This is a genomic window from Gilliamella sp. Bif1-4 (genome assembly GCF_001690535.1).
GTDB lineage: Bacteria > Pseudomonadota > Gammaproteobacteria > Enterobacterales > Orbaceae > Gilliamella > Gilliamella bombi.
This window is the reverse complement of the sequence record NZ_LZHC01000061.1, coordinates 22,949-37,675: the sequence shown is the minus strand read 5'-3', so window position 1 is coordinate 37,675 and position 14,727 is coordinate 22,949. Positions and strand designations below refer to the sequence as shown.

The 14,727-nt window shown below is 35.0% G+C and carries 17 protein-coding genes; 7 read left to right on the top strand and 10 right to left on the bottom strand.

Translation table 11 applies throughout. From position 1 onward, the window contains the following. Positions 1-9 precede the first annotated feature (9 nt). The 3 genes from glyS to ybaK all read left to right on the top strand — a co-directional run bounded on the left by glyS (position 10) and on the right by ybaK (position 3,553). Positions 10-2,082: a glycine--tRNA ligase subunit beta gene (glyS, locus tag A9G25_RS08820; protein WP_065626613.1), complete on the top strand. Its 2,073-nt coding sequence runs from the start codon at positions 10-12 to the stop codon at positions 2,080-2,082. A 74-nt stretch (positions 2,083-2,156) separates the two neighbouring features. Beyond that, positions 2,157-2,975, top strand: coding sequence for a hypothetical protein (locus tag A9G25_RS08815; protein WP_065626612.1), 819 nt, complete (start codon positions 2,157-2,159; stop codon positions 2,973-2,975). A 92-nt stretch (positions 2,976-3,067) separates the two neighbouring features. Then, positions 3,068-3,553, top strand: coding sequence for a Cys-tRNA(Pro) deacylase (gene ybaK / locus A9G25_RS08810; protein WP_065626611.1), 486 nt, complete (start codon positions 3,068-3,070; stop codon positions 3,551-3,553). Between the two features lie 170 nt (positions 3,554-3,723). Here the strand turns inward: ybaK and A9G25_RS08805 are convergent, their stop codons facing one another. The 4 genes from A9G25_RS08805 to A9G25_RS08790 all read right to left on the bottom strand — a co-directional run bounded on the left by A9G25_RS08805 (position 3,724) and on the right by A9G25_RS08790 (position 6,838). After that, positions 3,724-3,996, bottom strand: a complete 273-nt coding sequence (locus tag A9G25_RS08805; RefSeq protein WP_034912351.1) for an HU family DNA-binding protein — start codon at positions 3,994-3,996, stop codon at positions 3,724-3,726. Between the two features lie 173 nt (positions 3,997-4,169). Next, a complete protein-coding gene (locus A9G25_RS08800) occupies positions 4,170-4,772 on the bottom strand; it encodes a YjaG family protein (RefSeq protein ID WP_065626610.1) in 603 nt (200 codons plus the stop codon). Next, complete coding sequence (gene hemE / locus A9G25_RS08795) at positions 4,765-5,838, bottom strand: uroporphyrinogen decarboxylase (protein ID WP_065626609.1); 1,074 nt, start codon at positions 5,836-5,838, stop codon at positions 4,765-4,767. The genes A9G25_RS08800 and hemE overlap by 8 nt, the downstream gene beginning before the upstream one ends. 88 nt (positions 5,839-5,926) lie before the next feature. Continuing rightward, positions 5,927-6,838, bottom strand: a complete 912-nt coding sequence (locus A9G25_RS08790; protein WP_065626608.1) for a LysR family transcriptional regulator ArgP — start codon at positions 6,836-6,838, stop codon at positions 5,927-5,929. Positions 6,839-7,046: 208 nt separating this feature from the next. Between A9G25_RS08790 and rpiA the strand changes: the two genes are divergently transcribed. Beyond that, positions 7,047-7,703: a ribose-5-phosphate isomerase RpiA gene (gene rpiA, locus A9G25_RS08785; RefSeq protein WP_065626607.1), complete on the top strand. Its 657-nt coding sequence runs from the start codon at positions 7,047-7,049 to the stop codon at positions 7,701-7,703. A gap of 79 nt (positions 7,704-7,782) precedes the next feature. Then, on the top strand, positions 7,783-9,024 hold the full coding sequence (gene serA / locus A9G25_RS08780; protein WP_065626606.1) for a phosphoglycerate dehydrogenase: 1,242 nt from the start codon (positions 7,783-7,785) through the stop codon (positions 9,022-9,024). A 136-nt stretch (positions 9,025-9,160) separates the two neighbouring features. Here serA and srlR read toward each other — a convergent pair whose 3' ends face one another. From srlR to srlA, 6 genes are all read right to left on the bottom strand, one after another. Further along, positions 9,161-9,943 (bottom strand): glucitol operon DNA-binding transcriptional repressor SrlR, encoded by a 783-nt coding sequence (gene srlR / locus A9G25_RS08775; RefSeq protein ID WP_034913476.1) that lies wholly within the window; start codon positions 9,941-9,943, stop codon positions 9,161-9,163. Positions 9,944-10,041: 98 nt separating this feature from the next. Beyond that, the gene (locus A9G25_RS08770; RefSeq protein WP_065626605.1) at positions 10,042-10,401 is read right to left on the bottom strand and encodes a transcriptional regulator GutM; all 360 of its coding nucleotides are present in this window, start codon (positions 10,399-10,401) and stop codon (positions 10,042-10,044) included. 78 nt (positions 10,402-10,479) lie between these two features. Further along, positions 10,480-11,259, bottom strand: a complete 780-nt coding sequence (gene srlD, locus A9G25_RS08765) for a sorbitol-6-phosphate dehydrogenase (RefSeq protein WP_065626604.1) — start codon at positions 11,257-11,259, stop codon at positions 10,480-10,482. Between the two features lie 12 nt (positions 11,260-11,271). Further along, the gene (gene srlB / locus A9G25_RS08760) at positions 11,272-11,640 is read right to left on the bottom strand and encodes a PTS glucitol/sorbitol transporter subunit IIA (RefSeq protein ID WP_034913463.1); all 369 of its coding nucleotides are present in this window, start codon (positions 11,638-11,640) and stop codon (positions 11,272-11,274) included. Positions 11,641-11,736: 96 nt separating this feature from the next. After that, on the bottom strand, positions 11,737-12,723 hold the full coding sequence (gene srlE, locus A9G25_RS08755; protein ID WP_034913459.1) for a PTS glucitol/sorbitol transporter subunit IIB: 987 nt from the start codon (positions 12,721-12,723) through the stop codon (positions 11,737-11,739). Positions 12,724-12,744: 21 nt separating this feature from the next. After that, positions 12,745-13,293 carry a PTS glucitol/sorbitol transporter subunit IIC gene (srlA, locus tag A9G25_RS08750; protein ID WP_034913455.1) on the bottom strand — a complete coding sequence of 183 codons (549 nt, stop codon included), beginning with the start codon at positions 13,291-13,293 and terminating at the stop codon, positions 12,745-12,747. Between the two features lie 274 nt (positions 13,294-13,567). Between srlA and A9G25_RS08745 the strand changes: the two genes are divergently transcribed. After that, positions 13,568-14,104, top strand: a complete 537-nt coding sequence (locus A9G25_RS08745) for a Dps family protein (protein WP_034913453.1) — start codon at positions 13,568-13,570, stop codon at positions 14,102-14,104. A gap of 61 nt (positions 14,105-14,165) precedes the next feature. Beyond that, the gene (locus A9G25_RS08740; RefSeq protein WP_034913448.1) at positions 14,166-14,714 is read left to right on the top strand and encodes an NADPH-dependent FMN reductase; all 549 of its coding nucleotides are present in this window, start codon (positions 14,166-14,168) and stop codon (positions 14,712-14,714) included. The last annotated feature ends 13 nt before the right edge of the window (positions 14,715-14,727 follow it).

The window sequence follows — 14,727 nt, the reverse complement described above, 5'->3', positions numbered from 1 at the left end:
AATTAGAAAATTATGCAAAAAACATTTTTAGTGGAAATTGGTACCGAAGAGTTACCACCAAAATCACTCCGCACGTTAGCAGAAAGCTTTGCGGCTAATTTTATACAGCAACTTGATAATGCCAATTTAGAACATGGCGAGGTGCTTTGGTATGCATCGCCCCGTCGTTTAGCATTAAAAGTTTTGAATTTGAATGATACGCAACCCGATAGCCAAATTGTTAAACGAGGTCCTGCGGTCAGCGCAGCCTTTGATGCCAATGGCAATGCAACTAAAGCAGCTGAAGGTTGGGCTCGTGGTTGTGGTATTACAGTTGATCAGGCTGAGCGTATACAAACCGATAAAGGTGAATGGCTTTCTTATACTCAAAATCAAAAAGGTCAGCCAGTTGTTAATTTGTTATGTGATATGGTTAAAACCGCATTAAGTAAATTACCTATCCCTAAACCAATGCGTTGGGCGGCTCGCCAAGTTGAATTTATTCGTCCATGTCATACTGTCACCATGTTGTATGGTGATGAGCTTGTGCCTGGTACGATTTTAGAGATTAAATCAGATCGCATTATTCGTGGCCATCGTTTTATGGGTGAACAAGAGTTCACTATTGATACTGCAGACCAGTATCCTGAAATTTTGGAACAACGTGGTAAAGTAATTGCTGACTACGATAAACGTAAATCTATCATTAAACAACAAGCTGCAGAAGAAGCCGCAAAATTAAATGGTAAAGCAGATTTAACAGATAATTTGCTTGAAGAAGTTTCCTCTCTAGTTGAATGGCCTGTTGTGTTAACTGCTAAATTTGAGGAGCGATTTTTAGAGGTTCCTGCTGAATCATTGGTTTATACCATGAAAGGCGATCAAAAATACTTTCCTGTTTATGATAAACAAGGCAAATTATTACCAAACTTTATTTTTGTGGCTAATATTGATTCAAAAGATCCACAAGTTGTAATTTCGGGTAATGAGAAAGTAGTTCGCCCTCGCCTTGCCGATGCTGAATTCTTTTATCAAACTGATTTAAAACAACGTTTAGAAGACCGTTTGTCTCGCCTTGAAACAGTTTTATTTCAACAACAACTGGGAACAGTTAGGGATAAAGCAATTCGCATTGAGTCGTTATCAGGCTTTATTGCCGATAAAATTGGTGCTGATGTTGAGCAAGCTAAACGAGCAGGCAAATTAACAAAATGCGATTTAGTGACCAATACCGTTTTTGAGTTCCCTGAAACACAAGGCATTATGGGCCGTTATTTAGCTCTAAAAGATGGTGAAAGTATTGAAGTTGCAACCGCCATTGAAGAACAATATAAACCTCGTTTTGCTGGTGATGAATTACCAAGCACAGCTATTTCTTGTGCAGTTTCTATCGCTGAGAAATTGGATACTTTAGCCGGTATTTTTGGTATTGGTCAACATCCTAAAGGTGATAAAGATCCTTTTGCATTGCGTCGCGCTGCTATTGGTGTGTTACGAATCATTGTTGAAGAAGCATTATCTTTAGATCTAGTTGAATTAGCCAATTATGCCGCATCATTATATGGCGATAAGCTGACCAATAAGAATGTGGTTGATGATATTGTTCATTTTATGCAAGGTCGTTTCCGCGCTTGGTACCAAGAGCAAGGTTTTGCCATTGATACAATTCAAGCTGTTTTATCGTTGAATCCAACCAAACCTGCTGATTTTGATGCACGCGTTAAAGCAGTAACTCACTTTAGAACCTTACCCGAAGCCTCGTCATTAGCCGAAGCTAATAAGCGAGTGTCAAATGTTTTATCTAAAGTTGATGTTACTATTCCTGAGCAGATCAATGTAGCCTTGCTAGAAGCAGGTGCTGAAAGCGAGTTAGCTAAAAAATTGGCGATTTTAACCGATAAACTTTCACCTTATTTTAGTGAAAGTCGTTATCAAGATGCGTTAATTGAATTATCGTCATTAAAAGAGACGGTGAATACGTTTTTTGATTCAGTCATGGTTATGGTTGACAATGAAGGTATTAGGCTTAATCGATTAGCGCTTTTGAAAAAGCTACAAAACTTATTCTTGAAAGTAGCTGATATTTCATTATTGCAAGCTTAATTTACGAATTTAATCATTCAAAAATAATAGTGGTAACTAAGCCAGTTACCACATATTAAGGAACTTATATAGAAATGCAAAAAAAAATCTCTTTTCCTTTAACTTTTACACAAACTCGCAATTTTATTCGTAATCGTATTACGCAATTTGTTCTTGTTAGTCTAACGCTAGCTTTAATTCCTGCGTTTTTTAATTCTTTCTTTGACAAACAAAATCTAGCTGAACAAATCTATTTTTCACGAAATTTAACTAACTATGTTTTATTCGTGATGTTGACATTACTAATTGGCATTATTTTAAAAGCAATTAGTATAGCAACAATTTCTAACCTTTATATCAGCGATAAACTTAATTTAAATCTATTACTGTCTAAAGCGTTATCAAATACATTAAAAATTATTCTTTTTTATCTTATCATTGGTGTCTTTATATTTTTAGTCTCATTGATGTTATCTATAGTGCTTATTAGTTTAAATTTGCTTTTACCTAAAGCACTTATTTTTATATTAATTTTTTTAGTACTACTGATTCCAATCCTAATTTTAATTATCTTTTGTAATTTCTTTTTTGCTTCGCTGGTTGAACCTGGTCAAAACAATATTCTTGACTCACTTTCATTAAGCATTCAGTTATCAAAAACCCAGTGGCGCTCAGCTATTTTGATGGTATTAATCTACCTAGCATTTGTGATAGCTTTTGCTCGATTAGCTATTGCGTTTGACAGTGACAATTTTGTCCTTGATACGCTCTTCTCTTTCTGTAGTATCTTTTTTGATATTTTTGTTACTAGCTTTTTCTATCGTCTTTATACGCTAGCAAATAGTGCCTCTAACTCAGCACCACCACCTAACAGTGATGATAAAAATCAAAAAGACCACAAATTAATTCTTTAATTGTTAATTCATTTCCTTACCAACTCTATTTTGGTAAGGATATCATTTGCCATATACTATTTTGATTTAACTAAATCTATTGGATAAAAGCTATGACTCCTGCAATTGATTTACTTAAAAAGTTAAAAATCAAATTTAATATCCACCAATATAAACACGATCTCAACCAAACTAACTATGGGAAAGAAGCTATTGATAAACTTGATCCCAGTTTGAATGTTACAGCAGCACAGGTATTTAAAACCTTAATTGTGAGTTTAAGCGGTAATAACAAAGCGCTAGCGGTTTGCATGTTGCCTGTCGATACACATTTAGATCTTAAAAAAGCAGCAAAAGCATTAAACTGCAAAAAAATAGATTTAGCTGATCCTAATTTAGCCCAAAAGATAACAGGTTATTTAGTAGGAGGAATCAGTCCTCTAGGTCAAAAACAACAATTACCTACACTCATTGATTTAAGCGCAAAGCAGCATACAACAATGTTCATATCAGGCGGACGAAGAGGATTAGAAATTGAAATCGCACCTCAAGATTTAGTTGATATATTACAAGCAAAATTGGTTGAAATAATTGCTTAAATTATTAACAGTGTAATTTCTAATTGGGATCTAATATTAATTATAAATAGGATAGAAAAACACAAAATGATCTATCTTAAAACATTGTATTTTTTATTGAAACGATTAGACCATAAGGCTATACCCTATAGTCTAATACTTCTATCAAGTTGAGAGTAAGAAAAGACAACTTATTTAATTGCTTCTTTTAAAGTTTTACCTGATACGAATGCTGGTACTTTACTTGCTGCAATTTTAATTTCTTTACCAGTTTTTGGATTACGACCAGTACGAGCTTTACGAGAATTAACTTTAAATGTACCAAAACCAACTAATTGAACTGGCTCACCTGCTTTCAATGATTCAGTAATAGCGGCTAATGTAGCTTCCAACGCCGTTTTTGCAGCTACTTTGGTAATATCAGCTTTGCTAGCAATAGCGTCAACAAGTTCTGTTTTATTCATGGGTATATCCTTACATATTATTTTATTGTTAAAGTTAACATTATAAACGAAGCTAAAACTTAATATTCTAGCGTCGTTACTGTAAACGTTGCTTAGATTACATTGCTGTTAAATGTAGTCTATATTTGTCCAATATTAAAGAAAAATTTAATAAAAATTTTATAAATTACACTTTAAACGCCTTGATAGCTCAAAAAAACACCAACATTACTAGTTCCCGCTGCCCGAATTTCACCTTTCAAACCTTTTATCAACTCATTCATTTCATTGCTTTCTTCGCGTAGTAATCGAAATAGTTCCCACTGCAAATCGAATTCATCTATAACACTAGGTAAAGTTTGTTGTTCATCTTCTGAAAGAGTAACATTTGTTTTGGTCATTTCAAATTCAGCAACTGTGGTTGCTGATATACTACTGACTTTAGCTGTATGTTCAGAGATTTCGCCACTCAAGTAAGAGTGTAAGGCTTCGCCAAGTGCATGACATGCATCAATGGCAGGATAAACCATATAAGGACTATCATCAGTTACAGTTGGAATAATGAGTTCTAATTTTTCAAGCTGTAAATCAAAATTGATTTTTACATCTTCAACTAATAGCGATTCCCAAACTAGATCCAGTATTTTTTTGTAATTCTTAGCATCATCTTCGTTTTGTTGCTGATGACAATAAAAAACAAAGTTGGGATACATTCGTTCACATAAACAGACCATAAATAGACGTTGTTTCCATTGTGGTAACTTTTCTAGCCTTAATTGAACAGGATTTTTAATCATGATGAAACCTTTTTGACTGTCGATGTACCGCTTCAATCAAATGCTGCACATTCTCTACAGGGATATCTTGGTGAATACCATGCCCTAAATTAAAAACATGACCATTGTGATAGCCATATTCATTAAGAACGGCCTCTACGTTGGATTCAATTGTTTGCTTTCCTGCATATAAAACGGAAGGATCTAAATTCCCTTGTACTGCTATTTTCCCTTTTTGAGTAATCTGGCTTAAATTTACAGTCCAATCCACTCCCACCGCATCACAACCAGTATTAATAATACGATCAAGCCATATTCCTCCCCCTTTAGTAAATAAAGTAACAGGAATGTATGAGGTTATATCTCGACTCTTTTTACCTTGTTTTAATTGCGATAAGATCTGTTGCATATAGTCAAGTGAAAATGTTTGATAGCTTTGATGACTTAATACGCCGCCCCAAGTATCAAAAATCATAATTGATTGTGCTCCCGCTTGAATTTGTGCATTCAAATATAATGCGATACTGTTTGCGAGTTTTTCAAGTAGTTGATGCAACGCTTTGGGCTCACTATAAAGCATCTTTTTAATTTTAGTGAATGCTTTGCTACTGCCTCCCTCAATCATGTAGGTGGCTAATGTCCATGGGCTTCCCGAAAAACCAATTAGTGGAACTTTACCATTGAGTTCTTTTTTTGTTAATCGAATCGCATCCATCACATATTTAAGTGATTGCTCTGGATCTGGGATAGGTAATTGTTCAATATCTGATATGCAAGATATCGATTTTTTAAATTTAGGTCCTTCACCCGATTCAAAATATAAGCCAAGCCCCATAGCATCAGGAATTGTTAAAATATCAGAAAAAATAATAGCCGCATCAAGATCAAATCGTTGTAATGGCTGTAAAGTAACTTGACAAGCTAATTCTGGCGTTTGACACATCGTCATAAAATCACCGGCTTTTGATCTTAATTGACGATACTCAGGTAAATAACGACCAGCCTGTCGCATCATCCAAATTGGTGTATAGTCTACAGGCAGACATTGTAAAGCTCGTAAATAACGATCATTTTTTAATTGGCTCATATCTTCAGCTCTTTAAATATAGACTTTATTTTGTTAAAAAGTTTCAGGTAAGTATGTGTTTCAGTATAAAAATCACTTAATTTATCTATTACTTGTGATCTAAATCCTGAGGCTGTGATAATGTTTGTTGTGCATAACGAATTAATGCTTCAGAGATATTTTGCATTACACTACTTTCAGGAGCAAAACGATGCCAATATAACATACGTCTTTGATATAACCCATCAGTTAAATTAATTAATTCACCATTTTTTAATTCTCGCTCAACTTGCAACTTTGGTAACATACAACATGCCGAGCCTTGTTTAGCTAATTGCACAAAAGCTTCAGATGAACTAGTGATATGGCAAATTACACTGCCTGGTGTAAGGTTAAAGTTTTCTTGTAAGAAAGCCTGATGCATATCATCTAAATGGTCGAATGCAACAGCAGGTGCTTTTAATAGAGATGATCGGGTCACGCCATTTGGAAAGTACTTTTTAGCAAAATCAGGAGAAGCCACAAAAATATAATCTAAAGCACCGAGTAAATCAGACAGGCAACCTGGTAAAGGGTTAGCTTGAATGCTAATCGCTCCAACTACAGTCCCTAAACGCAATAATTCTAACGTATGTTCTTCATCTTTGACTTGAATATCAAAACGTAAGATATTTTTATCTAAAACTGGTTTTAACGCAGGTAAAAACCAAGTTGCTAAAGAATCAGCATTAATCGCAATGGATAACGATAATGGTGTGGCATTTTGCTCGTTATCACCTAACCATTGCTGTTCTAATAATTCAACTTGATGTAATAAGCCAAGCAGGTGCTCCCCTTGTTTGGTTGCTCTTGGAGGAATGGTCCTAACTAGCAGTTGTTGACCAAAAAAGCTTTCTAATTGTTTGATACGTTGCGAAACCGCAGGTTGTGTGATACACAATTTATCAGCAGCTCTTTCAAATCCTCGTTCCTTTATCACCGCATCTAATGCTTGTAACGCTCTATAATCTGGACGCTTCATAATCTCTTTATTAATGATTTGATCATTGCTCAAATATTGAATCTACTTTAATATCGTAATAAGTTTTAAACATATCATAAAGTTGATTTAATTCTTAAAATCCTAATGATTTTTGTTGTCTAATTGGGTACTATGCCATATCTTCAACAATTTTGCTTTCAAAATTTTATTTTTTTAAGAAAAATTATCCTCAAAATAGGGGGGTGTTATGACACAAGACGAATTAAAAAAAGCCGTAGGCTGGTCAGCCTTAAAATTTATCAAACCTGATTCTTTTATTGGTGTAGGAACAGGCTCCACCGCATCCCATTTTATTGATGCATTAGCAACAATAAAAGATCAAATCAAAGGCACTGTATCAAGTTCAGAAGCATCGACCCAAAAATTAAAAAGCTATGGTATTCCTGTTCTCGATTGTAATGAAGTCGATTGTTTGGATGTCTATGTCGATGGTGCAGATGAAATCAATCACCAGTTGCAAATGATTAAAGGTGGTGGCGCAGCTTTAACGCGCGAAAAAATTGTTTCAGCCATTGCTAAACAATTTATTTGTATTGTTGATGAATCAAAAGTTGTTGATGTATTAGGTAAATTCCCATTACCGGTTGAAGTGATCCCAATGGCACGTTCATATGTTGCTCGTGAGTTATATAAGCTGGGCGGTAAACCAATATATCGTCAAGGCGTTATAACCGATAATGGTAATGTGATTTTAGATGTTCATGATCTTGTCATTGCTAAACCAATGGAGCTAGAAAACCGAATTAATAGCATTGCAGGTGTGGTTACTGTTGGATTATTTGCCAATAAAGGTGCTGATATTGCGCTTGTTGGATGCAGTACGGGTGTAAAAGAGCTTAGATAAAATCATTTACTACAATAAAGTTAATAATGGTATTTAATTATAAGTACCAATTTGTATGCTGAAGGAAAGAGAGGAAATAATGGTTATTCAAACTTTAACCAAAGATGAAAATAAGTTTTTATTACTTGAGGGAGTTCACCCTAGCGCAATTGAAATATTAAAATCCGCCGGCTTTACCAATATTGAATATCATAAAAGCGCATTATCACCTGAAGAACTTAAGCAAGCTCTGAAAGATGTTCGGTTTATTGGGATCCGATCAAGAACACAATTAACTAAGGATATTATCGATTCTGCACCTAAACTTGCTGGCATTGGCTGTTTTTGTATAGGTACCAACCAAGTTGATCTTGATGCAGCGACAATAAAAGGGATTCCTGTTTTTAATGCACCATTTTCAAATACGCGATCTGTAGCAGAGCTTGTATTAGCCGAAGCAATATTATTACTTCGTCGAGTACCAGATGCAAATGCTAAAGCACACCGTGGAAAATGGAATAAGATTGCGACGGGTTCACACGAAGCTCGTGGTAAAAATTTAGGTATTATTGGTTATGGGCATATTGGTAGCCAACTAAGTATTTTGGCTGAATCGTTAGGGATGAATGTTTATTTTTATGATATTGAAACAAAACTACCTTTGGGCAATGCTAAACAAGTTTCAACAATGAAAGAATTACTAGCAATAAGCGATATTGTTTCAATGCATGTACCAGAAAATCCAACAACCATCAAAATGATTAGTGATAACGAAATTGATGCAATGAAACAAGACGCAATTTTAATCAATGCTTCACGCGGTAAAGTTATCGATCTTAATGCTTTAACTAAAGCTTTAAAAACCAATAAACTTAGCGGGGCAGCTATTGATGTTTTTCCAACAGAGCCTGCTAGTAACAACGACCCTTTTGAATCTCCATTATGTCAATTTGATAATGTAATTATTACTCCGCATATCGGCGGTTCAACTAGCGAAGCACAAGAAAATATTGGGGTTGAGGTCGCAAGTAAACTAGCTAAATATTCTGATACTGGTGCGACACTTTCAGCAGTTAATTTTCCTGAAGCTTCTTTACCTATTCCGGCTAAAGGCTCTAGTCGTTTTATTAATATTCATCGTAACCAACCTGGTGTTCTAACTGCTATCAATACGTTATTCGCTGAACAAGGGCTTAATATTTCAGCACAATATTTACAAACTGATCCTCAGATTGGTTATGTTGTTATTGATATCGATAGAGTTAAACAAAGTAAGGCTGAAGAATTGTTAGCTAAACTGAAAAACGTGCCAGGAACAATTCGTGCTAGATTGTTATTTTAAGGTGATAAGTCGGTATGCTTGTTAGCCGCTCAGCTTTAGCGGGTTTTTAATTTTGAGAAAATTAAATTTGTTTTGTTAATAATTTGCATCACTCAAATAGATTCCCGCTAATGCAACATTTAAACAATGCTATTTTTTATTCTTTATCAATTACTTCTACTTTAATGACTTTAATGCCTCGTTGTATGAGTGCTTCATAATATTTGTCATCTAATTTATTGTCGGTGATGATGGTATCAACAGCATTTAAGTCACACACAACATTAGGACTACGCCTGCCAAACTTGGTTGAGTCAGCTAATAATATTAATTTTGCCGCAGCTTTACTCATGGCAACACTGCCGTGATAGCTTTCATTAAATGTTGTCACGCCCCCTACTAAATCAATCCCATCAGCCCCCATAAATAGTTTATCAAAAGTGTAAGATTCAAATATGGCCGCAGTTGATGCGCTGTTACTGTGAAAAGAGGCCGATTTACGGCGAAAAGTGCCACCTGATAAGATAATAGTATGATCATTATTATGCGCAACGAGTTCATTTACAATGTGTAAGCTGTTGGTCATAATAGTCAAATTATTGAAACTTGTCAGTATAGGAATCATCTGAGCAACAGTACTTCCAGAATCAAAAATAATTGAGTCACCTTCTTGGATCAATTTAACTGCTTCGTATGCAATTGATTTTTTAGATCCAATGTTGATGTAGGTTTTATGATCAATAGCTCTATCACCAATTTCACGGTTTAACATGGCACCGCCGTAGGTACGTAAAACTAGACCACTTTGGCTAAGTTGAGTAAGATCTTTACGAATTGTAGTTCCAGTCGTTTTGAAATGCTCAACTAATTCATCGATACTAACTTGCCCATGATTTTGCAGGTATTCTAAAATAGCTGTTTGTCGTTGCCTTACTTTCATATTATGATTCCATCATTATTAGTATATAGGAAATTTTATTTTGCAAACCATTATACTTTATAATGAAAGAAATTACTTTTCAAAATAAAAGATAATTATTAATTGTTTGCTGTTAAGGCAACAATCAACGCACTTTGTGATATTAGGTCGTTTGGAAATATTTTTTCTGGGATTATTTCTGATACAGATAAGCCATGGAGCTGGGAAATAGATTTAGGCAATGCAAATACCGTGATCCCTTTCATTATGATAGAATCAATCACAACTTTATTTTCATCTAATGAAATTGCAATTAATACTCTTGGTCTAAATCGTTTACTTTTACTGCGACCAACACCTAAGTAGCAACCTTTTTTTAAAGCTAGAAACGCTTTATTGAAACGGCGAATTTGAAACCAACTAAAAATAATTTGAATACACCAAGCAATAAGCGCTATAGCAACTAGAGTGGTCGTCATATTTAATATTTTTCCATTTTGTTTAAGCTAGAATAAAAAGTGCGATAAGTTTAAATTAACTTTCGCACTTTATTTGAACTAGAACATCACTTGTCCACCAGTAATATTGATTGATTGCCCTGTGCAATATGATGCTTTATCACTTGCATAAAATAGCAATACGTTAAGTACATCTTGATAATCACAACCTCGTTTTAAAGGAACTTTATCAATATAAACTTGTTCCACTTGGTTTTCAGGAATACCTAATTTTTTAGCATACTGTGGTATTAACGATTGGAACATAGGGGATTTTAATAAGTTACCTAACATTAATGAGTTTACAGTAATACCGCAATCAGCAAGATCTAGGGCTAGTGATTGTGTTAATCCTACACCACCAAATTTGGCTGCACTGTATCCCGAATTATGTTTGCTACCCACTTTTCCAGATTTCGAATTGATTTGGATAATACGACCAGCAGTATTATGTTTTACCATTAATTTTGCAAATTCGCGCGCACATAAGAAATAACCAGTTAAGTTGACATCAACCGATAATTGAAAATCACTTAATGCAAAACTGGTAATTGGAGCTGCACGTGCAATTCCTGCACTGTAGACTAATAAGTCAGAATGTTTAAATATAGCTTCAACGTCTTGCGCTAACTTGATGACACTAGCTTCTTTGGTTGCATCAACAACAAAGCCTTTTGCTGTGCCAGCGCCATATTTCTGATTTATTTCATCTGCAACTTTGTTTGCATTAGCGGCATTCAAGTCTGCAACGGCAACTTTGTATCCAGCATCAGCGATACCTTTACATAAGAATTCACCAAGAGTTTGTCCGCCACCTATAACAACTGCTACTTGTTTCATTTTCTATGTTCCTTAATCATTTACAATTCTAATTTCATCATCCACAAAAAGCTGACTTGGAGTTTCACCTTCTATATGAATGGTTCCTGGTAATTCGGCTTGACTATTACCATCAAATTTTAATGTGATATGACCTAATTCACGGAAATTAACGCTAGCAACATCACCCACCGCGGTAATTTTGTAACTCTGTTTACCTAGATAAATGGTCTGCCCAACTTGTAAATCTTGTTTTAAATCATCATGACTATGCACAAAACAATAATCCGCTAAATCTGCTGGTGCTCCAGTTTTAAACAGGATTAACATACCATCAGTTAATGCATCTTGAGCAAACTCACCAATTTGACTAATTTTTGATTGATAGATAATATTTGACATCATTAACCTTCTTATTTCTTGCTTTCACTTAATCCAAGTTTTTTATTTTTAACGTTAGTTTAAAATGGGATGAAACCATCCCATTTTTTAAACAATCTATTGATAGATAAATAACGATACCGCCCATGCAACTAATACTGTTGGCGCACCAGTTAAAAAGCGGCTAACTAACACCGATGGTACCCCTACTCGAACTGTATCTTGTTTAGCTTCAGCAAGTGATAAACCAACAGGAATAAAGTCGCATGCTGCTTGTGCATTAATGGCAAATAATGCTGGTAATGCTAAATGTGGTGGAATATTACCAAGTCCAATTTGAACACCAACTAATGTCCCAATAACTTGAGCAATAACCGCACCAGGACCTAAGAATGGGGAAAGTAATGGAAATGAACAAATTAAGGCTAAAATAACCAATCCAAGCGGATTGTTTGCCAGTGGTACTAGCCCATGCGCAATAAAGTTACCCAATCCAGATGCAATGATGATACCAATTAGTGCCGATACAAACGCCATAAAAGGAAGTATTGTTTTCAGTACAGTGTCAATTGTATCTCGGCCAGCTTGAAAGAAGACAGCAACACCAGACCCCATACCGATACCAATTCTTGCTAACAAACCATCGCTTTGTTCAGTAATTTTTTTGCTGCTGTCATAATCTTTAAATTCAGACGATTTATCGTTTGTTGCTGGTTCGCTTACAACATCGCCTTCTTTTTCTATTAGTTTGATATTGTGAGGTTTTACCGCAGAAACATAAATATCTTCAGCAATATATTGAGCCAGAGGGCCTGATTTACCTGTGGCATGAATATTGATAGTTGGTATACGATTTTTTGGATAAATTCCGCAACGTAATGTTCCTCCACAATCAATCACAGCAACACCAATTTCTTCTTTAGGCGGCTCGCCATCTTTAAAACCATCAATAGCTTCCCAACCTGTTAGATCAACTAAAGTGTCAACTATGGCTGGACGAGTACCTGCTGCAATATAAACAATTTTTTTACCAGCAATAACTGGAAGCTCCAAAGGTCCACCCCAACCTGCTTCGCCTTTTTCAATTTGGATAAATTTTGCCATTTTTTATATTCCTTATTTTTATTATAGATGAACTTTTCTTTCTAACTTGATGCCCATTTTTCTTTCAAAAATGGCAGTACAAAAGTCAGTAATCCACCCCCTAAAGAAGTTAGTACCTAAACCAACAAGGAAATAACTCACAGCAAGAGGGCCTAAAGGCAAATTTAAGGTAGTTAAACCGGCCGCTATTCCCAAATAAACAAAAAGTTCACCAGGGTTAACGTGTGGAAAGAGTCCATTCATTGAATGGCAACTATAAGATGAAGCTGCATAATAACTCGGTTTGTAAAACTCTGGCATAAACCGGCCTAGGCTTAATGTCATTGGATTACAAAATACGAAAGTTCCGATAAGTGGTAATAATAGATATCGAGAAACAGGATTGCCCGCACAAGCTTGCGCTAAACGTTCAATACGTTCTTGCCCAATAAATTTAATCACTGCGTTCATCACAACGAGTAATGAAATTAATAATGGTAATATACTTGTTACCATACCCACAAATACCTTGCCGCCTTCTTGGAATAAACCAATAAACCATTCGGCACCAAATGAAATAGCATCAATCATATTGTCTCCTATTGAGTTAAATTTCGCATTAATGCTATCAATTTTGAAATACAAAAACTTTTAACTAAATCACACTTTGAAACATTTTCTTTTATTTTGAAAGATATTGTTTCAAATAAATAGAAACAAGAAAAAGTAAGAGATAAAAAAAACCATAGGTTACTGAAATAGCAATGATAGTAAAAAATTAACGTTTTTTATTGGACATTCACATTAAGTTGGCGTAATTTTGTCAATACGGGTATTTATTATTCAATTTAAAGGAGAATATATCATGGCTAAAAGTACGGCTTCTGCTAAAAAACTACAACAATCAGCTATTTTGTTTCCTACTGATTTAGGACAAAAGGCATCAAAAGATATTTCTGGAGCAATGAATTCTGTTTTAGCAGATGTATTTGCTTTATATTTAAAAACTAAAAACTTTCATTGGCATGTTAGTGGCCCTCATTTCCGTGATTACCACTTAATGTTAGATGATCAAGGTGAAGAGCTATTTGCAATGACAGATCCGATTGCGGAACGCGTCCGTAAGTTAGGTGGCACAACTCTACGCTCAATTGGTCACATTGCTAAATTACAAAGTATTTCTGATAATGATGCAGATTTCGTTGAACCATCAGATATGCTTGCCGAGCTATGCCAAGATAATGTAAAACTAACAGAACGTATGCGTGTTGCACATGATATTTGTGATAAATACAATGATACCGCTACTGCCAGTTTAATTGAAGAGTGGATCGATCAAACAGAACAACGTGCGTGGTTCTTATTTGAAGCAGGCCGAAAAGTCGACTCATCAGGACATTAACAAATACTATTAATTTAAGAGGTATTAAAAATACCTCTTATAAAAAAAGTGGAGATTTAAGATGAGTAAAAAAATTGCTGTACTAGTAGGGAGTTTACGCAAAGACTCTTATAACTTAAAAGTAGCAAAAGTTTTTCAAAAAATCGCACCACCATCACTTTCATTACAAATTATTCAAATTGGCGATTTACCTTTATATAATGAAGATATTGATAATGATACCCCTCCTGCCTCTTATACTCGTTTCCGCAAAGAAGTAGCCGATTGTCAAGGTGTTATTTTTGTGACACCAGAATATAATCGTGGAGTTCCTGCTGTTATCAAAAATGCAATAGATGTTGGTTCTCGTCCTTATGGTAAGAGCATTTGGTCTAAAAAAGCCGCTGCAATTGTTTCCGTTTCACAAGGTGCAATTGGTGGGTTTGGCGCTAACCATCAACTTCGTCAATCATTAGTATTTCTTGATATGCCGACATTACAACAGCCTGAAGCTTATATTGGTAATGTAGCTTCTGCTTTTGATGAAAGTGGTAATATTACTGAAAAAAGTAAAGAATTCTTATCCCTTATTATTAATAGCTATGCAAGTTGGGTTGAAAAGTTAAGCTAATAACTCTTTATTT